We start from the raw sequence: 18,962 nt of genomic DNA on the forward strand, positions 1-18,962 counted from the left end.
TCTCCTTCACTGGGTCTTGAGCGGAACGAACTTGGCCTCACGGGCGCCCTGCGGCGGCGTGAAGTGGAAGACGGAATCCTTGAAAGCCGGCTTCAGCTTCCAGTCCAGCCAGGTCACCGACTGCGGACGTGCCTCGTCAGCCCGGTTGGTCATCACCACCTTGCGCGGCACCGGACGGCTGCCGCTTGCAATCCAGATCTGCCAGTCGACCGCCTCCTGGCGCAAGGCATAGTGATCGCAGAGGGTGCCATCGATGTAGTCACTGCCCGCGTACATGGCCGAGGTGATGTTGTCCACGGGTGCCGCGGGCGTTCCCCACAGGAACAGGTCGCCGATCGGCACCTCGATCCCGAACCGCTGGCGCAGATGAACGATCAGATCGCCAAGGTTTTCCGTCACGCCGGCAGACGCGTAGTACTTTTGCTCCGGCTGGTAGAGCGTAACGGTCTTGCCGTCGTAGATCAGGTCACGTTGCGCGCGCGCGCTTCGCATCTGCGCCCGTATCTTGTTCGGCCGGTCGATGTCGATCTTGGCGGTCGCCGAATGCTGCAGCTTCTGGCCATCGGCCAGGACGCGCTCTCCGTCCAGGTCGATATCGACGCTGAAACGCTTCAGCGTCGACAGGTAGGTGCCCATGTTGTTCAGGGCCTGGATCACCGCCGGGTCCACGGCATTGGCTGCCGGCTTGCTGGCAGCTGCCGGTTCAGTGGAAGCCGCGGGCTGGACCGACGCGGGCTGGGAGACCGGAGCCGAAGCCGTCGGCGCCGGGCTGCTGCACGCCGCAAGCGAGACCCCCAGCACGGCAATACTCAAGACACGATACATAGCGAACCTCACAGGTTTTGATGCCATCACGGAGGACAATCCATACCATCGCTCGCGGATCCAGCGCTGTGTTGGAGAGTTCGGGGCAACAGCCCGCTTCCAAGGCGTCCCGGCGCTGCTGCGGTGGATGAATGCTAGCTGATCTGAAATTCCGGATATCGATGGGAAGACATGAATCTTTTCGAAACGTGAATTCAAGATCCCCGCTTTGACCGCCAATACGTGGCGCGTGCCGCATCGTTTTCATCATGCCGGTGAAAGCCAGGACTCGAGGAAAGCCTCGACACCCGGATCGCGCAATTGCATGAAGATGCCGCCGCCGCAATCAGGGTAATCCACAAGCAAAATATGAATCCCGCGCAATAAAATGCGCCTCGATGGCGGATTGCGGGCGTCTGACAGCATCCGATGCCCCACTTCCGCATGATGACTGTCCATATCGTGCGCGGGAAGTGGTATCCTCGCAGGCTTATCGCTGTCGCATCCGACGCGCCCGCGCACGCTCCCTCCAGCCGCAGGAAGCCGCCGCGCCCGCCCGGACCGGCACCATACGCCAGCATGCGCGCGGGCCAGGACGGCGGACCGAACCATCCGCGGCCGTATCCAATCCAGAACCGAGTTTCGGGGGAGAACAGACAATGAAGTCCATCAAGGGTCTCGCAGCAACCAAGTCCATCCTGGGCGGCGCCGTGGCGCTGGCACTGCTGTACGGCGGCGCCGTGCAGGCCCAGACCGTCAAGGTGCTGTCGATCGTCGACCATCCCGCGCTGGACGCCATCCGCGACGGCGTGCGCGCCGAGCTGAAGGCCGCCGGCTATGACGCCGACAAGAGCCTGAAGTGGGAATACCAGAGCGCCCAGGGCAACACCGGCACCGCGGCGCAGATCGCCCGCAAGTTCGTCGGCGACAACCCGAACGCCATCGTTGCCATCGCCACCCCGTCGGCCCAGGCCGTGGTTGCCGCCACCAAGACCGTGCCGGTGGTGTACTCGGGCGTGACCGATCCGGTCGCCGCGCAGCTGGTCAAGAGCTGGTCGGCCTCGGGCACCAACGTGACCGGCGTGTCGGACAAGCTGCCGCTGGACAAGCAGGTCGCGCTGATCAAGCGCGTGGTGCCCAAGGCCAAGACCGTGGGCATGGTCTACAACCCGGGCGAAGCCAACTCGGTGGTAGTGGTCAAGGAACTGAAGGAGCTGCTGGCCAAGGACGGCCTGACGCTCAAGGAAGCCGCCGCGCCGCGTACCGTGGACATCGGCCCGGCCGCCAAGAGCCTGATCGGCAAGGTCGACGTGATCTACACCAACACCGACAACAACGTGGTGTCGGCGTATGAGTCCCTGGTCAAGGTCGCCAACGAATCCAAGATCCCGCTGGTGGCCGCCGATACCGACAGCGTCAAGCGTGGCGCCGTGGCCGCGCTGGGCATCAACTACGGCGACCTGGGCCACCAGACCGGCAAGGTCGTGGTGCGCATCCTGAAGGGCGAGAAGCCGGGCGCGATCGCCTCGCAGACCAGCGACAACCTGGAACTCTTCGTCAACACGGGCGCCGCTGCCAAGCAAGGCGTCACGCTGTCGCCGGAGCTGATCAAGGAAGCCAAGACGGTCATCAAGTAAGCACAGACTAGCACTGCCCCCTGCCGCCGCAAGACGGCGGGTGCTCCGTCGGGCCTATCCGGCCCGACGGGACAGAACAGGGCGAGGCGGCCGGCAGCCCCACACGGGCGTGCCGGCCCACCCGCCCCGAAGGCGGCGCCAAGGCAGCCGCCGGCCCCTGCAACAGGATTCCCCCATGTCCCTCTTTTCCCTTCTGGGCGCCCTGGAGATCGGCCTGATCTTCAGCCTGGTGGCGCTCGGGGTGCTGATCTCCTTCCGCATCCTCAACTTCCCCGACCTGACCGTTGATGGCAGCTTTCCGCTCGGCGGCGCCGTCGCCGCGACGCTGATCGCCGCCGGCCAGGACCCGTTCGTGGCCACTGCCGTGGCGATCGCGGCCGGCGCGCTGGCAGGCTTCATCACCGGCTGGCTCAATGTGCGCCTGAAGATCATGGATCTGCTCGCCAGTATCCTGATGATGATCGCGCTGTACTCGATCAACCTGCGCATCATGGGCCGCCCCAATGTGCCGCTGATCACCGAGCCGACGCTGTTCACCATCCTGCAGCCCGAATGGCTGCCTGACTACGTGCTGCGCCCGCTGGTGCTGCTCGTGGTGGTGGTGGTGGCCAAGGTCGGCCTGGACTGGTTCTTCAGCTCGCAGCTGGGCCTGGCGATGCGCGCCACCGGCGCCAACCCGCGCATGGCCCGCTCGCAGGGCATCCCCACCGGCCGCGCCACGCTGGCCGGCATGGCGCTGTCCAATGCGCTGGTGGCACTGGCCGGCGCGCTGTTCGCGCAGACCCAGGGCGGCTCCGATATCTCCATGGGCATCGGCACCATCGTGATCGGCCTGGCCGCGGTGATCATCGGCGAAACCATCCTGCCGGCACGCCGCCTGATCTGGACCACGCTGGCCGTGGTGCTGGGCGCCATCCTGTACCGCTTCTTCATCGCGCTGGCGCTGAACAGCGACTTCATCGGCCTCAAGGCGCAGGACCTGAACCTGGTCACCGCCGCGCTGGTGACGATCGCGCTGGTGCTGCCGGCGACCCGCAAGAAGCTGTTCGCCCGCAAGAACGGAGGTGCCTGAGATGCTGCGCGCACAAGACCTGAAGCTCACCTTCAACCCAGGCACCCCGATCGAGACCCGCGCCCTGCGCGGCCTCGGCCTGGAGATCCCCAGCGGCCAGTTCGTGGCCGTGATCGGCTCCAACGGCGCCGGCAAGTCGACCTTCCTGAACGCGATCAGCGGCGACCAGATGGTCGATTCGGGCCGCATCACCATCGATGACACCGATGTCACGCGCCAGCCCGCATGGGACCGCGCCCACCTGGTGGCCCGCGTGTTCCAGGACCCGATGGCCGGCACCTGCGAGGCGCTGACCATCGAGGAAAACATGGCCCTGGCCATGGCCCGCGGCAGCCGCCGCGGCTTCCGCCCGGCACTGAACCGCGCCTCGCGCGAGCTGTTCCGCGAGAAGCTGCGCCTGCTGAACCTGGGCCTGGAAAACCGCCTGACCGACCGCATCGGCCTGCTCTCCGGCGGCCAGCGCCAGGCGGTGAGCCTGCTGATGGCTTCGCTGCAACCGTCGCGCATCCTGCTGCTGGACGAGCACACCGCCGCGCTGGACCCGAAGACCGCCGCCTTCGTGCTGGAGCTGACCGCGCGCATCGTCGAGGAAAGCAAGCTGACCACGATGATGGTGACGCACAGCATGCGCCAGGCACTGGACTATGGGCAGCGCACGGTGATGCTGCACCAGGGGCAGGTGGTGCTGGATGTGTCGGGCGACAAGCGCAAGGGCCTGGATGTGCCGGACCTGCTGAAGATGTTTGAGCAGACGCGGCACGAGCAGCTGGATGATGATGCGCTCTTGCTGGGTTGAAGACGGCGGGCAATGAAGACGGGGAGCCAGGCGGCTCCCCTTTTTCATGCCAGTGCGCGACGCTTCAGTCGATAGTGATATGCCGCTGCCGAATCACGCCGGCCCAGCGCGTGCTTTCCTTCTGGATGGTGGTGGCAAGCTGCTGCGGCGTGCCGCCGGCCGCTTCCATCCCCAGCGTGGCCAGCCTTTCCTTCAGCGTCGGATCGGCCAGCACCGCATCAACATGCTGGCTGAGCTTGCGCACGATCTCCGCGGGCGTCCCCGCCGGCGCCATCAGCGCATACCACGACACCGCCTCGAACTTCGGGAAGCCCTGTTCGGCGATGGTCGGTACATCGGGCAGCACCGCCGAGCGTTTGGCGCTGGCCACACCCAGCGGGCGCAGCTTGCCGGCCTTGATATAGGGCAGCGCCGCCGACATCTGAGCGAACATCATCGTCACCTGGCCGCCGACCAGATCGGTCATGGCCGGGCTGACGCCCTTGTACGGCACGTGGTTCAGCTTGACATGGGCATCGAGCTGCAGCAGTTCGCCGGCCAGGTGCGCCTGGCTGCCGGCGCCGGGCGAGGCGAAGCTCAGCTCGCCCGGCTTCTGCCCGGCCAGCTTGAGCAGTTCCGCCAGCGATTTGACCGGCGTGGCCGCATTGACCACCAGCACGTTCTCGGCGGTGGCCAGCATCGCCACCGGCGCCAGGTCGGCCGGCTTGTACGGCAGGTTCGGCATCAGCGTGGGGTTCACCGCGATATTGCCGACCGGCACGAGCGCCAGCGTATAGCCGTCGGGCGCGGCCTTGGCCACCATGTCGACGCCGATGGTGCCGGCGGCGCCGGCCTTGTTCTCGACCAGCACGCTCTGGCCGGTGGCCTTGGCGATGCCTTCGCCGACCGCGCGGCCGAGCACATCGGCGGGCCCGCCGGCGGCGAACGGCACCACGATGCGCACCGGCTTGGCGGGATACCCAGGCGGCTGGGCCAGCGCGGGTGCGGCAGCGAGCCACGGGGCGCAGGCCGCGATGCAGGCAAGCATGCAGCGCATGGCCATGCGTCGAAGGACAGGATTTACGGCGAGCTTCACGGCAGCTTCCACATCAGGTTTCACAGCGGTCTTCATGACGGTTTCCCCTATTTGGCAGTGATCAGGCTTGGCGCCCCCACCGCGCCGGCAGTCTAGTTATCGTGCTTGGCCGTGCCCGGTCCGGCATCGGTCAGCGCAAACCCCGCCTGGTCCGCTTCACGTGCGAGTTCAGGCAGAACGGCATAGTCGGCCGGTTGCACCGGCGCAAAGCGCGCCAGCCCCAGCATGGACAGCAACGCGGTCCCCGTTGCACCCTCATGCAGCGTCAGCAGCGCGGCACGCACATACGCGCACTCGTGCGGGTCGGCCTGCGCGGAGGCGACCAGCGGCGGGATCGGCGCGGCCGGGGTCACCTCCAGCGTTTTCAGCTGGCCCGCGAGCCCGGGTTCGAAGCGGCGCAGCAGGTCCAGCACATAGCTATCGACCACTCCCACCTCGGCGTCCCCGCCGATGACCGCGTCGATGACCTCGCGCGGTGTCGGCGTAGGTGCGGCGGCAGGCCGGTACAGCGCATGGGTGCCGGCCGGCGCCAGCCGCATCAGGTGATGGCGCGGCGCGTTGTAGCCCGAGTTGGACTCAGGCAGCATGCATGCCAGCCGAGCGCCGAAGGTCTGCGCCAGCGCCTGCACCGGCGCGTCAGCACGCACGATGAATTCGCTGAAGTAGACCGGGCGCCCGCCGTAGCGCGCCAGCGCCGGCACCGGCGCGGCCAGCAATTGCGGCGTTACCGGCGCGCTGGCATAGGGATAGCCGCACATGAATACGCAGCCGCAGTCCGGCCGCGCCCACAACGCGTTGACCGGGGCAGGCGCGGGATGTTCGACATACGGCAGGTCCACGCCGGCGCGGTCGGCCACGTGCGCCAACAGCGCGCGCCACGCCTGCTCCACCGGCGCGCTGACCGAGTACATGCGGGCGTTGGCGATCATGCGTAGAGCAACCTCTGGCCCAGGCCGCGGCTCTCGGCCTTTTTCAGGATGGCGTGGCCCAGCGCGATATCGCTCAGCGACAGGCCGCGGTGCCAGAACAGGTTGGTCTCGTCGTCGCTCTGGCGGCCCGGCTTGCGCCCGGCGACGATCTCGCCCAGCTCGGCATAGAGCGTCTGTTCCGACAGCTTGCCGGCTTCCACATGCGCGCGCAGCGAGCCGAACATGCCGCCCTTGCACTGGCCCCAGTCATCCACCACCATCCTGGTCATGATGTCGGTCAGCGACAGCTCGACCGCGCTCATAGTGCCGTACGGCACGACAAAGGCGCCGGGCTTGATCCACTCGGTCTTCAGCATCGGCGTCGGCCGCTCCAGGCGCGAGGCCTCGATCACGATATCGGCGCCGCGCACGCACGACTCCCAGTCTTCGGTGACGACGATCTTCTTGCCGAGATCGCGCTCCAGCCTCGCGGCGAAGGCATTGCGGCTTTCGGGGCGGCGCGAGTGCACGCGGATCTCGTCGAAGTCGAACAGGCTGTCGAGCAGGCGCACATTCCAGTAGGAGGTGCCGCGCGCGCCGATATGGCCCAGCACCTTGCTGTTGCGGCGCGCCAGATGCTTGGCGCCGAGCGCGGTCAGCGCGCCGGTGCGGGCATCGGTAATGAAGGTGGCATCGATCATCGCCACCGGCATGCCGGTGCGCGGATCGAACAGGTTGAGCATCGCCATTTCCGATGGCAGCCCGAGCTTGTAGTTGTCGACGAAGTCGCCGACGATCTTGACGCCTGCCAGCCCCAGCGGCGCCACATAGCCGCGCAACACGTTGAAGTGGCCGTTGAAGGCGGGGTCGGGAATCAGGTGCACGCGTGGCTCGATCACGGTCTGGCCGTTGCCCTGCGCCACCAGCGCCTGTTCGACCGCGTCGAGGATTTCGGCGTCGGTCATTTCCAGGCGCGCGATGTCCTTGCCGTTGATGTAGGTGAGATGAATGTCGCTCATACAGTTTCCTGCCTCCGGGATGGAAAACCCTGCACACCGCTGGTGTGTGCCCTGTGGCGCGCGGCGTGTGTCGATGGAGTTCAGTGTAGGTATGGCGCCATTGACTGTCATATGCTTATATGTCAGCCAGCCTTAACATCAGGTTAATGTCATGAAAATGAACCTGCGCCAGATCGAGGTATTCCGCGCCGTGATGCTGACCGGCTCGATCAGCGGCGCGTCCAAGCTGCTGTACGTGTCGCAGCCGGCCATCAGCCGGCTGATGTCGCACACCGAGCAACGCCTCGGCCTGGAGTTGTTCCGCCGCACCAAGGGGCGGCTCTACCCTACGCCGGAAGCGCGGCGCCTGCTGGGCGAGGTGAATGCGGTCTACGAAGGGATCGAGCGCGTCAACGAGATCGCCGAGGACCTGGCGGCCAACCGCACCGGAAGCCTGCGCCTCACGTGCAGCCCCAACCTGGGCCAGACCGTGCTGCCGCGCGCCATCGCCAGCTTTCGCGCGGCGCACCCGGCGGTGCGGGTGGTGGTGCGTACGCAGATCCCCGGCAATATGCTGCGCGCGTTACTGTCGGGACAGGTGGACCTGGCCGTGTCGAACATGCCGCTGGTGCACCCCAACCTGGAGGCGCGCCTGCTGGTGAAGAACGCGATCGTGGCGCTGGTGCCGGCGGATCACCGGCTGGCCACGCGGAGTTGGGTGCGCCCGGCCGAGCTAGTCGGGGAAGACCTGATCGGCTACGGACCGGACGTGCCGTTCGGATTGCTGGTCCATGAGATGTTCGGCAGCGAGGGCAACCAGCCCGATATGCGCGTGCAGGTGGAGCAGGCGCACGTGGCGCGCGCGCTGGCGCAGGCCGGCGCCGGCATCGCGCTGGTCGATGCCATGACCGTGTTCGGCCAGAGCTGGCCCAATATCGTCGCGGTACCGGTACGCACCAAGGTCAATGCCTCGGTGCAGATCTTCCATGTGCAGACCGAACCGCTGTCGCGGCTGTCGCTGGAATTCGTGGATACGCTGACGGGGATGATGAAGGGTTAGTGGTGCTGTACTGAAGCCTCAGACCGTTGCCGCCTTGTCCAGCCAGCGCGTCAGCTGGTCCGTCACAGCCGAGCTCGAGAACGAGCAACTATCCTGCGCGAACACTGCCGACATCTCGAGCCGGCGCAGCAGCTCTTCCATCGCCTGCCCGTAGACCGGCGGCAGCGCCAGCCCGGTGCCGGCTTCGCGCCATGCGCGCACCAGGTCGCCAGCGGGCATCGATCCCGCCAGGTGCTGGTCCAGTGCGGCACGCATGCACGCCAGGGCTTCGCTGTTGGCTGCGCTCATGAACGTGCCCTCCTTTCCTTGTACAGTTCGCGGAACGTGCGGCCCGACGGGGCCGGCATGTCGCGGGTTTCGGTCCAGCCCTTGCCCGCCATCGGCAGGCTGGCAATCAGCTTGTTGCTGCCGCCCATGCGGCCCAGCAGCCAGGCGCCGATGCGGGTGGCAAAGGCATACAGTTCCGGGCGTTTGGCGACGTAGCCCCACGCCTGCAGCGCGAAGCGCTCCTGCCACGGGCGCAGCCCGCGCTCCATCTGTCTCTCGCGCAGCTTGCGCAGCAGGTCCGACAGCGGGATCGACGCCGGGCACACCCGGTTGCACTCGCCGCACAGGGTCGCTGCCTGCGGCAGGTCCACCGCGTTGGCCAGGCCGACGTAGCTGGGCGTCAGCACGCTGCCCATCGGGCCCGGATAGACCCAGCCGTAGGCGTGGCCGCCGATCTTCTGGTAGACCGGGCAGTGGTTCATGCAGGCGCCGCAGCGGATGCAGCGCAGCATCTCCTGGAAGTCGCCGCCGATCAGCCCGGTGCGGCCGCCATCGACCAGCACGAAGTACATATGCTCGGGGCCGTCGCGCTCGCCCTCGGCGCGCGGGCCGGTCAGCAGCGAGAAGTAGTTCGAGATGGCCTGGCCAGTGGCCGAGCGCGGCAGCAGCCGCATCACCGTGGCCAGGTCTTCCAGCGTCGGCAGCACCTTTTCGATGCCGGTCACGGCCACGTGCACGCGCGGCATCACCGTGCACATGCCTTCGTTGCCCTCGTTGGTGACTACCGCCACCGAGCCGGTCTCGGCAATGATGAAGTTGCCGCCGGTGACGCCCATGTCGGCGCTCAGGAACTCGGGCCGCAGCACTTCGCGCGCCTCGCGCGTCATCTCCGGGATCTCGGTCAGCCGCGGCTTGTGGTGGACCCTGGCGAACAGGTCGGCGATCTCGTCCTTGTCCTTGTGCACCACCGGCGCAATGATGTGCGACGGCGGTTCCGAGTCGTTGATCTGCAGGATGTATTCGCCCAGGTCGGTCTCGATGCTCTGCACGCCCATCTCGCCCAGCACCTGGTTCAGGCGCATTTCCTCGGTCACCATGGACTTGCTCTTGATGACCTTCTTCACGCCATGCTTCTGCGCGATCTCGGCCACCAGGCGCGCGGCATCGGCGGTGGTCTCGGCAAACAGCACCGTGGCGCCGCGCCGGGTCGCGTTCTCTTCGAAGGTGGCGAGCCAGACGTCGAGGTTTTCCAGCGCGCGGTTGCGGCGCTCCTTAATGGCCTCGCGCGTGGCGTCGAAGTCGATATCGCGGATCGCGTCGGCGCGCGCCGTGACGAACTTGGTCGAAAGCTTCTTCAGGTTCTGCTGCAGGCGCTGGTCGGCCAGCTTCTGGCCGGCGCGCGCCTTGAATTCCATGCTGTGGACTTGCATCGTGGCGATTCCCCGGATTTCAGCGGATGTCAGGCGTCGCCCGCCAGCACCTGGGCGATATGCAGCACGCGCGTGCTGCTGTCGCCGGTGCGGCGCAGGCGGCCTTCGATATTGAGGATGCAGCCCAGGTCGCCCAGCACCACCGTATCGGCGCCGCTGGCCTTGATGTTGGCGCACTTCTCGTCGACGATTGCCGTCGAGATATTGCCGTACTTGACCGAGAAGGTGCCGCCAAAACCGCAGCAGGCTTCGCAATCCTTCATTTCTGTCAGCTGCACGCCCGGCAGGCGCGACAGCAGCTCACGCGGCTGCTGCTTGACGCCCAGCTCGCGCAGGCCGGAACAGGAATCGTGATAGGTGACATGGCCCGAGAACGACGACGGCAGCGTCTGCACCCTGGCCACGTTGACCAGGAAATCCGTCAGCTCGAACACGCGTTCGCGCAGGCGCTCGTAGCGGCCGTTGAGTTCGGGATCGTTGTGCAGCAGGTCGCCGTAATGCTGGCGGATCATGCCGCCGCAGCTGCCCGACGGCACCACGATGTAGTCGAACATCTCGAACTCGCGCAGGAATTTCTCCGCCAGGTCGCGCGACACCGCGCGCTCGCCCGAGTTGTAGGCCGGCTGGCCACAGCAGGTCTGCGCCTCGGGCACCATGACCTCGTAGCCGGCGGCTTCCAGCAGCTTGAGCACCGAAAACCCGATTTCCGGACGCATCAGGTCCACCAGGCAGGTGGCGAACAGACCAACTCGCATTGTCGACTTCTCCAGACCCCGAAACCCCGCAATTATGCGCGCTTGGCGTCGCGCGTGGCGCACAAACCGTTCAGCAAGGGCGTGAATCCGGTGCAATGAACATCACTTTCGGGAGCAACATCACCGGGCGTTTCTTACGGTAATGTCATTCCACCTATTGAAATTTTCACAATGCGAGATAGAATCAGCCAGACGCTTAAAAATGCCGCAAGGCAACATTTTTCCTTTTCCCTTCTATGTCCGACGCAGACAAGTCACCCGGCAAGACGTCCATCCAGGTCATCGAGCGCATGATGACCCTGCTGGACGCCCTCGCGCAGCACGCCGATCCGGTCAGCCTGAAAGAGCTGTCCCTGGCCACGGGGCTGCATCCTTCCACCGCCCACCGCATCCTCAACGACATGGTGGCCTGCCGCTTTGTCGACCGTTCCGATCCCGGCAGCTACCGGCTCGGCATGCGGCTGCTGGAACTGGGCAACCTGGTCAAGGCCCGCCTGTCGGTGCGCGACGCGGCGCTGGCGCCGATGCGCGCGCTGCACCGCGTCACCGGCCAGACCGTGAACCTGTCGGTGCGCCAGGGCGACGAGATCGTCTACATCGAGCGCGCCTACAGCGAGCGCTCAGGCATGCAGGTGGTGCGCGCCATCGGCGGCCGCGCGCCGCTGCACCTGACCTCGGTCGGCAAGCTGTTCCTGGCTGCGGACGAAGCTGCGCGCGTGCGCAACTATGCCACCCGCACCGGGCTGGCCGGACATACCCGCACCTCGATCACCGACCTGACCAAGCTGGAGCGGGAACTCAGCTGGGTGCGCTCCAACGGCTATGCGCGCGACAACGAAGAGCTGGAACTGGGCGTGCGCTGCATTGCCGCCGGCATCTATGACGACTCGCGCCGGCTGGTGGCCGGGCTGTCGCTGTCGGCGCCGGCCGACCGGCTGCAGGACAGCTGGCTGCAGAACCTGAAGGACACGGCGCTGCAGATCTCGCGCGGCATGGGCTACGTGACCGAAGCCGCCGCCTGACGACCGAATCACCAGCCACCGCCAACGCGCGGGCTGCCAGCATGGCAGTCCGCGCGTTTTGCTTTGGCGCCCTGGCCACCGTTATTCAATGGTTTACCCTTAGTTTTCAGATAACCAGCAAACCTTATAATCGGCACCCATGCGAACCCGCGCCGTCACCCTCACCGAACAGGTCACCCGCCAGTTGCGCGCCGATATCGAAAGCGGCGCCTACCCCGTCGGCAGCCGGCTGCCGACCGGCAGGCAGCTGGCCGAGCAGTACGGCGTCAGCGCCGCAGTGATCCGCGAAGTCACCGAGCACCTGCGTTCGCAGGGGTTCGTCGAGTCACGCCAGGGCGTCGGCTGCACGGTGCGCTCGCGTACCGGCGCGGCGGGATTCCAGCTGCCGCGCGAACCCGATATCGACGCCAGCGGGCTGGCCGACCTGTACGACCTGCGCATCGACCTGGAAGGCGCCGCCGCGGCGCTGGCCGCCGTGCGCCGCACCGATGAGGACGTGGCCGCACTGAGCGCACTGCTGCAGCGGCTGCACGCTCATCTCTATGACCCGCAGCCGGCCGCCGATATCGACGCCGCCTTCCATATCGGCATTGCCGCCGCCACGCACAACCCTTACTACCGCCAGCTGCTGCAGTACCTGAACCTGCAGCTGCACCAGGCCGTGGCCACCGCGCGCGCCAATACGCTGCGCCAGGCAGGCCTGGCCGAGACCGTGCATGCCGAGCATGAAGCGATCGTCGATGCCATCCGCCGTGGCAATGCCGCGGCAGCCCGCGCGGCCGCGGTGACGCATCTGCAATGCGCCGCACACCGGCTTGGCCTTGTGCTGCGCAGGCGCGCCGATGAAACGTCGACAGCCCGCGCCGGCAGCCACCCTTCCCTTTCCTGAGACGACACTGCCATCATGCAAACCGGCCAATTCGCCCAGCGGCTCACCGAGGCCCTCGGCGCCGACACCGTCCTGACCAACCCCGACGACATCGCCCCGTGGCTCTCCGACTGGCGCGGCATCTACCGCGGCCAGGCCCAGGCCGTGCTGCGGCCGCGTACCGTGGACGAGGTGTCGCGCGCCCTGGCGCTGTGCCAGCAGGCCGCGGTGCCGGTGGTGCCGCGCGGCGGCAATACCGGCCTGTGCGGCGGCGCCACGCCCGATGCGCAGGCGCAGAACGTGGTGCTGAGCCTGGATCGCATGAATGCGGTGCGCTCGCTCGACACCATCGCCAACACCATGGTTGCCGAGGCCGGCTGCGTCCTCGGCAACCTGCGCCGCGCGGCGCAAGACGCCAACCGGCTGCTGCCGCTGTCGCTGGCGGCCGAAGACTCATGCCAGATCGGCGGCAACCTTGCGACCAATGCCGGCGGCGTGAACGTGGTGCGCTATGGCATGGCGCGCGAGCTGGTGCTGGGCGTGGAAGCCGTGCTGCCCAACGGCGAGGTCTTCCACGGCCTGCGCACGCTGCGCAAGGACAATACCGGCTATGACCTGAAGCAGTTGCTGATCGGCTCCGAAGGCACGCTCGGCGTGATCACCGCGGCCGCGCTGCGGCTGTTCCCGCGCACCGACACGCGCAGCGTGGTGCTGGCGGCGGTGGCCTCGCCGGCGCAGTCGCTGGCGCTCTATGAGCTGCTGTTCGCGCAATGCGGCGCGCGCCTGCAGGCCTTTGAATTCTTTACCGGCGACTGCCTGGACCTGGTGCTCACGCACGCGCAAGGGGTGCAGGAACCGTTTGCGCAACGCTACCCCGCCTACGTGCTGGTGGAACTGGCCGACACCACTGACGAAGATGCGCTGAACGCGCTGCTCGAACGCGTCATCGGCGAGGCGCTGGAGCGCGAGCTGTGCCTCGATGCAGCCGTGTCTGCCTCGCTCGCACAATTGCAGGCGCTGTGGAAACTGCGCGAGGAAATCTCCGAGGCACAGCGCGCCGACGGCCCGCACCTGAAGCACGACATCTCGCTGCCGATCGAGCAGATCCCGGCCTTCATGACCTCGATGGAAACGCGGCTGCGTGTGCTCGATCCCGCCATCCGGCCCTTTATCTTCGGGCACTTCGGCGACGGCAACCTGCACTACAACCTGTCGCGCCCAGCCGGCGCGCCCAAGGACTGGGCGGCCACGCTAGGCGATGCGGTGACCGACGCGGTGCTGGACGAAGTGATGCGCTACGGCGGCAGCATCAGCGCCGAGCATGGCATCGGCCAGCTCAAGCGCCATGCGTTCCTGGCCATGAAGGACCCGCTGGAACTGCGGCTGATGCGCGAGATCAAGGCCGTGTTCGACCCGGCCGGGATCATGAACCCCGGCAAGCTGCTCTGACGGCTGCGGCCGCCCAAAAGAAAAACGCGCCGTAGCACGGCGCGTTTTTTCCGGTCAGGCGTTCCGTATCAGATGCCGCGCGACTGCTGCGAGGCCAGGATCGCGTGCGCACCGCCCGGAGCCTGCGTCAGGTTCGGCGACGACGGGAAGCCACGCTGCGGCGACGATGGCGACGATGGCGACGGCGCATGCTCCAGCCAGTCCTTGACGCGGTTGGCATCGGCAAAGCGCGACAGCTTGCCGGCCGAGTCCAGGAACACCATCACCACGTTGCGGCCCTGGACCTTGGCCTGCATCACCAGGCACTGGCCGGCTTCGGAGATAAAGCCGGTCTTCTGCAGGCCGATCTCCCAGTTGCCGCCGCGCACCAGGCGGTTGGTGCTGACGTAGTGCTGGGTGCGGCCCAGCACGTTGACCTCATGCTCGGTCTGCGTCGAGAACTCGCGGATGGTCGGGTTGCGGTACGCCGCGTTGACCATGCGCACCAGGTCCGTTGCGCTCGACACATTGCTGCTCGACAGGCCGCTGGAATCGACGAAGTGGCTGTCGTTCATGCCCAGCTCGCGGGCCTTGCGGTTCATCGCCTGCACAAAGGCCGGCAAGCCGCCCGGGTAGTGGCGGCCCAGCGCCGACGCGGCGCGGTTCTCGGACGACATCAGCGCCAGCAGCAGCAGTTCCTGGCGCGTCAACTGCGTACCAAAGCGCAGGCGCGAGCCGCTGTGCTTCTCGGTGTCGCGGTCGTCCTCGGAGATGGTCAGGACTTCGTCCATCGGCAGGCGGGCGTCCATCACCACCAAGGCGGTCATCAGCTTGGTGATCGAAGCAATCGGCAGCACCGCACTGGCGTTCTTCTGGAACAGCACCTCGTTCGAGTTCTGGTCCATCACCAGCGCCACGCTGGAACGCAGTGCCAGCGCGTCATCGGTGTCGCGCAAGCCCATGGCTTCGCCCAGCGACGGCTTGGCCGGGGTGAAGACGGCGCGCACGGGTGCGGCGCGCTGGGCCACGACGGTATGGCGCTTGCCGTTCTTCAGCACCACCACTTTGCGCGTGCTGCTTGCCTCGCTCTTGGCGACCTTGCCGCCACGCGAACTCTTGGCAACAGTCTTCGAAGCACTCTTTTTCTCGGCGTTAGCCGATTTTGCCTGCTTCTTGGACGTTTTTTGGGTAGTTGCGGACGTGGTGGCCGCTTCGGCCACAGGCGCCGCGACCATCGACACCGACACCAGGACCGCGGCAGCAACAGCGGACAGGGGTGCGGAACCGAAGAATCTGGAAAAAATGGAATCAGACCGGAACATGATTCGTTCAGCGCATAGGAATGGCGCTAGTGTAGGAAAGAAAGAAATTGTTAGCAAGATTAAAGACTTACAGACGCTCCTTAAAGTTCGATTTGCAAACATTTCCACATTATGGAAAAAGCAACCAAAAGGTCACGTTTGCATGCGAACCGCCTCTGGCTTGCCCCAGGCGTACCCGGGTTCACCTTGCTGCCCCTTGGAAACACTTCAGCCAATACAGGGAAGTCGCCTTGTATATCGGCATTCATCGTTACACATTGATACAAACTTTGCTATGAGAGGAAACGCGCGAACCCGCTGACCGGTTCACGTTCCGTGGTCAGTTGGTTCTCGATCGCTTCCGGGTCGGCAAAACCCAGTGACATGCCGCACACCACCATTTCCTCCGGCGGCAGCCGCAGGTGACTGCCAATGATCTTGTGGAACTGCGTGAACGCCGCCTGCGGGCAGGTATCGAGCCCGCGCGCCCGGGCGGCGACCATGATGCTTTGCAGGAACATGCCGTAGTCCAGCCAGCTGCCCTGCTCCATGATGCGGTCGATGGTGAAGATCATCCCCACCGGCGCATCGAAGAAACGGAAATTGCGCGCGTGCTGTTCGTGCATGCGCGCCTTGTCTTCGCGGCTGATCTCGAGCAGCCCATACAGGTCCCAGCCCACCTTGCGCCGCCGCGACAAGTAGGGATCGGCCCACTCGCGCGGGTAGTACGGATACTCCTCCAGGTACTTGCTGTCACGCTCGGGGTCTTCGTAGGCGCCCAGCACATCGGCGCACAGCTTGGCCTTGGCCTCGCCGGACAGCACATAGACCCGCCACGGCTGCGTATTGGTGCCCGACGGCGCACGGCTGGCCACGGCCAGGATTTCTTCGACGGTCCGGCGCGGCACCTGCGTATCGAGAAAGGCCCGCACCGAACGCCGCGTCAGGATCGCGCGATCCACGCAGTCCACGGCACCCTGCGAACCGAATTGCACCTCGTGGGACATCTTGTTCATCTCCTGCTGCCCCTTCCTTACCCTTGCCCGCCCGTCACTGCGTCGGTCATCACCAACGGCAGCAGCGCCTCGCGCAGCGGCTCCGGCAACGGCACCGGCCGGCGCGTGGCGCGATCGACATAGACGTGGATGAAATGCCCCTGCGCGGCGGCGGTCTCGTTGTCGCCGCTGAACAGCCCGACCTCATAGCGCACGCTCGACGTGCCCAGCCTTGCCACGCGCAGGCCGGCCACGACGGTCTCGGGGAAGCTGAGCGACGAGAAGTAGTTGCACTGCGTCTCGATCACCAGCCCGATCGTGTTGCCCGACGTGACATCGAGCACGCCCTGCCGGATCAGGTAGGTATTCACCACGGTATCAAAGTAACTGTAGTAGACAACGTTGTTGACGTGGCCATAGACATCGTTATCCATCCAACGCGTGGTGATCGGCTGGAAGTACGGATAGGCACTGCGCGACTCGGCTTGCGGTTTCATGAGACGTGGACGGGACAGGATGGGATAGGAATACTCTGAAGTAACCGCATACGCGACACGAACGCGCCGTGGCTAGCGGCGGATGACAAGGGCAACACCAAGCGCCGCGAGCACCATGCCGGCGGCGGCCAGCGGCGGAAAGCGCTCGCCGAAGAGCAGCCAGGCCATCACCGCGGTAGTGGGCGGCGTCAGGTACATCAGGCTCGACACCTTGGTGGCCGCACCCTGCCGGATCAGCAGGAACAGCAGCGAGATCGCGCCGATCGACAGCGCCACCACCGACCACGCCATGGCACCAAACATCGCGGCACTCCACTGCACCGCGCGAGTCTCGAACAGGAACATGAACGGCACGCACGCAAGTGCCGCCGCGGCGAACTGGATCACCGAGCCCATGCGCAGGTCGAACACCGCGCAGAAGTGCTTCTGGTAGACCGTGCCGATCGTGATGCTGAGCAAGGCGCCACCCGCCAGTGCCAGGCTTGCCGGCGTGAGCCCGCTGGCACCCAGCTTGTTGGCCACTACCAGCGCCACGCCGGCAATGCCCAGCAGCAGCCCCAGCCACTGGCGCGCGCCGATGCGCTCACCCATGCGCGTGGCGATCAGCGCGGTCAGGATCGGCTGCATGCCGACGATCAGCGCCGATACGCCGGCGGGCATGCCAAGCTTGATCGCCGCCCAGACGCCGCCCAGGTAGCCCGTCTGCAGCAGCAGCCCGGCGACGGCGATATGGCCGACCGCGCGCCAGTCCGTTTCCGCCTTGCCTGGCAGGCGCGGCAGCGGCACGCGCGCCAGCAGCACGAATGGCACCATCAGCACCACCACGCCGGCAAAGCGCAGGAACAGGAAGGTCATCGGCTCCGCATACGGCATGCCGTATTTGGCGACGATAAATCCGGTGCTCCAGATCAGCACGAACAGCCACGGCATCGACGCCACCCACAGCGTGGCGCGGGCGCTTGCCGCTGCGCCGCCCTGCTCCATCACGCCGCTCATGAGGCCAGCGCCACCTGTGCATGGCGCGCGTGATATTGCGCGGCCAGGCTCACAGTCTGCGCGTGGACCGCGACAGTGTCCTCGATCTGGTTGCCGTAGCCGCCCGCCATCGCCACCGCCACCGGCAACTGGCGCGCATGCGCGGCATCGAACACCAGCCGGTCGCGCCGTGCCAGGCCCGCCAGGGTCAGCCTGAGCCGCCCGAGGCGATCGCCCTCATGCGGGTCGGCGCCGGCCAGGTAGATGAGCAGCTCGGGATCGAAGCGGCTGAACAGCGTGTCCAGCGCCGCCTGCAGCGCCTGCGCATAGGTGTCGTCGTCGCAGCCGTCCGGCAGGCCGACGTCCAGGTCGCTGGCCTCTTTGCGGAACGGATAGTTCTTCTCGCCATGCAGTGACAGCGTGAACACGGACGGATCGCCTTGCAGGATCGACGCGGTGCCGTTGCCCTGGTGCACGTCCAGGTCGACCACGGCCACGCGGCGCACGGCGCCATCGCGCTGCAGCACGCGGGCCGCAATGGCGGCATCGTTGAACACGCAGAAGCCGCCGCCCTTGTCGGCATACGCATGGTGGGTGCCGCCCGCCAGGTTCACGGCAATGCCTTCGCGCAGCGCCGTCCGGCAGGCCTCGATGGTGGCGCCTGCCGAGCGCCGCGAGCGTTCCACCATGGCCTCGGACCACGGGAAGCCGATCTCGCGCTGGCGCGCCGCGTCGAGCGTGCCGGCTGACGCGGCCTGCACGTACCCGGGCGTGTGCGCCAGCAGCAAGGCGTCGTCGCCCGCGCGCGGCGCCTCCACCAGGCGCAGCCCCGGCACCTGAGCCGCGACGGCATCGCGCAGCATGCTGTACTTGCGCATCGGGAAACGGTGCCCGGGTGGCAGTGGCAGCACAAAGTGGTCGGTGTAGAAAGCGAGCATGGAAGTGGCCTGGGCGGTTCTGTTCACGTCTTGTTGGATTCCCGGCGGCGGCCAGCCGTGCGGGCGCGGGCAATCTGCGATGGTAGCACCCCTGCCTGGCCATCGCCGGAGCGCCCCGGGATGGCGCCGCAGCCAC

General features: G+C 66.5%; 20 protein-coding genes. 7 read left to right on the plus strand and 13 right to left on the minus strand.

What is annotated here, in order from left to right:
- Window positions 1–6: 6 nt before the first annotated feature.
- Together ACW4E8_RS06705 and ACW4E8_RS06710 are read right to left on the minus strand one after the other, a co-directional pair.
- Window positions 7–1,023, minus strand: a complete 1,017-nt coding sequence (locus ACW4E8_RS06705) for a DUF2092 domain-containing protein (RefSeq protein ID WP_456803806.1) — start codon at window positions 1,021–1,023, stop codon at window positions 7–9.
- A 48-nt stretch (window positions 1,024–1,071) separates the two neighbouring features.
- On the minus strand, window positions 1,072–1,263 hold the full coding sequence (locus ACW4E8_RS06710) for a hypothetical protein (RefSeq protein WP_456803807.1): 192 nt from the start codon (window positions 1,261–1,263) through the stop codon (window positions 1,072–1,074).
- A 200-nt stretch (window positions 1,264–1,463) separates the two neighbouring features.
- On the opposite strand from ACW4E8_RS06710, the gene ACW4E8_RS06715 reads away from it, so the two are divergent.
- The 3 genes from ACW4E8_RS06715 to ACW4E8_RS06725 all read left to right on the plus strand — a co-directional run bounded on the left by ACW4E8_RS06715 (window position 1,464) and on the right by ACW4E8_RS06725 (window position 4,309).
- On the plus strand, window positions 1,464–2,441 hold the full coding sequence (locus ACW4E8_RS06715) for an ABC transporter substrate-binding protein (protein ID WP_456803808.1): 978 nt from the start codon (window positions 1,464–1,466) through the stop codon (window positions 2,439–2,441).
- 175 nt (window positions 2,442–2,616) lie between these two features.
- Window positions 2,617–3,513, plus strand: a complete 897-nt coding sequence (locus ACW4E8_RS06720; RefSeq protein ID WP_035815711.1) for an ABC transporter permease — start codon at window positions 2,617–2,619, stop codon at window positions 3,511–3,513.
- Between the two features lies 1 nt (window position 3,514).
- Entirely contained in the window at window positions 3,515–4,309 is a 795-nt protein-coding gene (locus ACW4E8_RS06725; protein ID WP_456803809.1) for an ABC transporter ATP-binding protein, read from the plus strand.
- Between the two features lie 64 nt (window positions 4,310–4,373).
- Here ACW4E8_RS06725 and ACW4E8_RS06730 read toward each other — a convergent pair whose 3' ends face one another.
- The 3 genes from ACW4E8_RS06730 to ACW4E8_RS06740 are packed head-to-tail and all read right to left on the minus strand — an operon-like array spanning window position 4,374 to window position 7,311.
- Window positions 4,374–5,420 carry a tripartite tricarboxylate transporter substrate binding protein gene (locus ACW4E8_RS06730; protein WP_456803810.1) on the minus strand — a complete coding sequence of 349 codons (1,047 nt, stop codon included), beginning with the start codon at window positions 5,418–5,420 and terminating at the stop codon, window positions 4,374–4,376.
- A 56-nt stretch (window positions 5,421–5,476) separates the two neighbouring features.
- Window positions 5,477–6,313, minus strand: coding sequence for a phosphate/phosphite/phosphonate ABC transporter substrate-binding protein (locus ACW4E8_RS06735; RefSeq protein ID WP_456803811.1), 837 nt, complete (start codon window positions 6,311–6,313; stop codon window positions 5,477–5,479).
- Window positions 6,310–7,311 carry an ornithine cyclodeaminase family protein gene (locus tag ACW4E8_RS06740; protein ID WP_011615047.1) on the minus strand — a complete coding sequence of 334 codons (1,002 nt, stop codon included), beginning with the start codon at window positions 7,309–7,311 and terminating at the stop codon, window positions 6,310–6,312. The genes ACW4E8_RS06735 and ACW4E8_RS06740 overlap by 4 nt, the downstream gene beginning before the upstream one ends.
- A gap of 151 nt (window positions 7,312–7,462) precedes the next feature.
- Here ACW4E8_RS06740 and ACW4E8_RS06745 point away from each other — a divergent pair, with 151 nt between their 5' ends.
- On the plus strand, window positions 7,463–8,350 hold the full coding sequence (locus ACW4E8_RS06745) for a LysR substrate-binding domain-containing protein (RefSeq protein WP_456803812.1): 888 nt from the start codon (window positions 7,463–7,465) through the stop codon (window positions 8,348–8,350).
- Window positions 8,351–8,368: 18 nt separating this feature from the next.
- On the opposite strand, the gene ACW4E8_RS06750 is transcribed toward ACW4E8_RS06745, so the two are convergent.
- The 3 genes from ACW4E8_RS06750 to ACW4E8_RS06760 are packed head-to-tail and all read right to left on the minus strand — an operon-like array spanning window position 8,369 to window position 10,802.
- Window positions 8,369–8,638 carry a hypothetical protein gene (locus ACW4E8_RS06750; RefSeq protein ID WP_456803813.1) on the minus strand — a complete coding sequence of 90 codons (270 nt, stop codon included), beginning with the start codon at window positions 8,636–8,638 and terminating at the stop codon, window positions 8,369–8,371.
- Window positions 8,635–10,047 (minus strand): LutB/LldF family L-lactate oxidation iron-sulfur protein, encoded by a 1,413-nt coding sequence (locus ACW4E8_RS06755; RefSeq protein ID WP_456803814.1) that lies wholly within the window; start codon window positions 10,045–10,047, stop codon window positions 8,635–8,637. Before ACW4E8_RS06755 ends, ACW4E8_RS06750 begins: the two co-directional genes overlap by 4 nt.
- A gap of 29 nt (window positions 10,048–10,076) precedes the next feature.
- Window positions 10,077–10,802, minus strand: coding sequence for a (Fe-S)-binding protein (locus tag ACW4E8_RS06760; protein WP_011615043.1), 726 nt, complete (start codon window positions 10,800–10,802; stop codon window positions 10,077–10,079).
- Window positions 10,803–11,038: 236 nt separating this feature from the next.
- Here ACW4E8_RS06760 and ACW4E8_RS06765 point away from each other — a divergent pair, with 236 nt between their 5' ends.
- The 3 genes from ACW4E8_RS06765 to ACW4E8_RS06775 all read left to right on the plus strand — a co-directional run bounded on the left by ACW4E8_RS06765 (window position 11,039) and on the right by ACW4E8_RS06775 (window position 14,141).
- Window positions 11,039–11,824, plus strand: coding sequence for an IclR family transcriptional regulator (locus ACW4E8_RS06765; RefSeq protein ID WP_013956405.1), 786 nt, complete (start codon window positions 11,039–11,041; stop codon window positions 11,822–11,824).
- 139 nt (window positions 11,825–11,963) lie between these two features.
- Window positions 11,964–12,713: a FadR/GntR family transcriptional regulator gene (locus ACW4E8_RS06770; RefSeq protein WP_456803815.1), complete on the plus strand. Its 750-nt coding sequence runs from the start codon at window positions 11,964–11,966 to the stop codon at window positions 12,711–12,713.
- Between the two features lie 15 nt (window positions 12,714–12,728).
- A complete protein-coding gene (locus tag ACW4E8_RS06775) occupies window positions 12,729–14,141 on the plus strand; it encodes an FAD-binding oxidoreductase (protein ID WP_456803816.1) in 1,413 nt (470 codons plus the stop codon).
- Window positions 14,142–14,209: 68 nt separating this feature from the next.
- Here the strand turns inward: ACW4E8_RS06775 and pbpG are convergent, their stop codons facing one another.
- The 5 genes from pbpG to ACW4E8_RS06800 form a co-directional block, all read right to left on the minus strand.
- A complete protein-coding gene (gene pbpG, locus ACW4E8_RS06780; RefSeq protein ID WP_456803817.1) occupies window positions 14,210–15,442 on the minus strand; it encodes a D-alanyl-D-alanine endopeptidase in 1,233 nt (410 codons plus the stop codon).
- Window positions 15,443–15,714: 272 nt separating this feature from the next.
- On the minus strand, window positions 15,715–16,437 hold the full coding sequence (locus ACW4E8_RS06785) for a nitroreductase (protein ID WP_456803818.1): 723 nt from the start codon (window positions 16,435–16,437) through the stop codon (window positions 15,715–15,717).
- A gap of 17 nt (window positions 16,438–16,454) precedes the next feature.
- Entirely contained in the window at window positions 16,455–16,913 is a 459-nt protein-coding gene (locus tag ACW4E8_RS06790) for an acyl-CoA thioesterase (protein WP_456803819.1), read from the minus strand.
- 72 nt (window positions 16,914–16,985) lie between these two features.
- On the minus strand, window positions 16,986–17,909 hold the full coding sequence (locus ACW4E8_RS06795; RefSeq protein WP_456803820.1) for a DMT family transporter: 924 nt from the start codon (window positions 17,907–17,909) through the stop codon (window positions 16,986–16,988).
- Window positions 17,906–18,826 (minus strand): histone deacetylase family protein, encoded by a 921-nt coding sequence (locus ACW4E8_RS06800; RefSeq protein ID WP_456803821.1) that lies wholly within the window; start codon window positions 18,824–18,826, stop codon window positions 17,906–17,908. The genes ACW4E8_RS06795 and ACW4E8_RS06800 overlap by 4 nt, the downstream gene beginning before the upstream one ends.
- Window positions 18,827–18,962 lie beyond the last annotated feature (136 nt).

This window comes from Cupriavidus sp. CP313 (assembly GCF_054072015.1).

What these genes read in the sequence shown, in the direction of transcription:
- ACW4E8_RS06710 (WP_456803807.1), bottom strand. Translation starts at nt 1,263, where the DNA reads ATGGACAGTCATCATGCGGAAGTGGGGCATCGGATGCTGTCAGACGCC.
- ACW4E8_RS06785 (WP_456803818.1), bottom strand. Translation starts at nt 16,437, where the DNA reads ATGAACAAGATGTCCCACGAGGTGCAATTCGGTTCGCAGGGTGCCGTG.
- ACW4E8_RS06790 (WP_456803819.1), bottom strand. Translation starts at nt 16,913, where the DNA reads ATGAAACCGCAAGCCGAGTCGCGCAGTGCCTATCCGTACTTCCAGCCG.
- ACW4E8_RS06715 (WP_456803808.1), top strand. Translation starts at nt 1,464, where the DNA reads ATGAAGTCCATCAAGGGTCTCGCAGCAACCAAGTCCATCCTGGGCGGC.
- ACW4E8_RS06775 (WP_456803816.1), top strand. Translation starts at nt 12,729, where the DNA reads ATGCAAACCGGCCAATTCGCCCAGCGGCTCACCGAGGCCCTCGGCGCC.
- ACW4E8_RS06750 (WP_456803813.1), bottom strand. Translation starts at nt 8,638, where the DNA reads ATGAGCGCAGCCAACAGCGAAGCCCTGGCGTGCATGCGTGCCGCACTG.
- ACW4E8_RS06730 (WP_456803810.1), bottom strand. Translation starts at nt 5,420, where the DNA reads ATGAAGACCGCTGTGAAACCTGATGTGGAAGCTGCCGTGAAGCTCGCC.
- ACW4E8_RS06770 (WP_456803815.1), top strand. Translation starts at nt 11,964, where the DNA reads ATGCGAACCCGCGCCGTCACCCTCACCGAACAGGTCACCCGCCAGTTG.
- ACW4E8_RS06725 (WP_456803809.1), top strand. Translation starts at nt 3,515, where the DNA reads ATGCTGCGCGCACAAGACCTGAAGCTCACCTTCAACCCAGGCACCCCG.
- ACW4E8_RS06760 (WP_011615043.1), bottom strand. Translation starts at nt 10,802, where the DNA reads ATGCGAGTTGGTCTGTTCGCCACCTGCCTGGTGGACCTGATGCGTCCG.
- ACW4E8_RS06800 (WP_456803821.1), bottom strand. Translation starts at nt 18,826, where the DNA reads ATGCTCGCTTTCTACACCGACCACTTTGTGCTGCCACTGCCACCCGGG.
- ACW4E8_RS06795 (WP_456803820.1), bottom strand. Translation starts at nt 17,909, where the DNA reads ATGAGCGGCGTGATGGAGCAGGGCGGCGCAGCGGCAAGCGCCCGCGCC.
- ACW4E8_RS06765 (WP_013956405.1), top strand. Translation starts at nt 11,039, where the DNA reads ATGTCCGACGCAGACAAGTCACCCGGCAAGACGTCCATCCAGGTCATC.
- pbpG (WP_456803817.1), bottom strand. Translation starts at nt 15,442, where the DNA reads ATGTTCCGGTCTGATTCCATTTTTTCCAGATTCTTCGGTTCCGCACCC.
- ACW4E8_RS06735 (WP_456803811.1), bottom strand. Translation starts at nt 6,313, where the DNA reads ATGATCGCCAACGCCCGCATGTACTCGGTCAGCGCGCCGGTGGAGCAG.
- ACW4E8_RS06720 (WP_035815711.1), top strand. Translation starts at nt 2,617, where the DNA reads ATGTCCCTCTTTTCCCTTCTGGGCGCCCTGGAGATCGGCCTGATCTTC.
- ACW4E8_RS06755 (WP_456803814.1), bottom strand. Translation starts at nt 10,047, where the DNA reads ATGCAAGTCCACAGCATGGAATTCAAGGCGCGCGCCGGCCAGAAGCTG.
- ACW4E8_RS06740 (WP_011615047.1), bottom strand. Translation starts at nt 7,311, where the DNA reads ATGAGCGACATTCATCTCACCTACATCAACGGCAAGGACATCGCGCGC.
- ACW4E8_RS06745 (WP_456803812.1), top strand. Translation starts at nt 7,463, where the DNA reads ATGAAAATGAACCTGCGCCAGATCGAGGTATTCCGCGCCGTGATGCTG.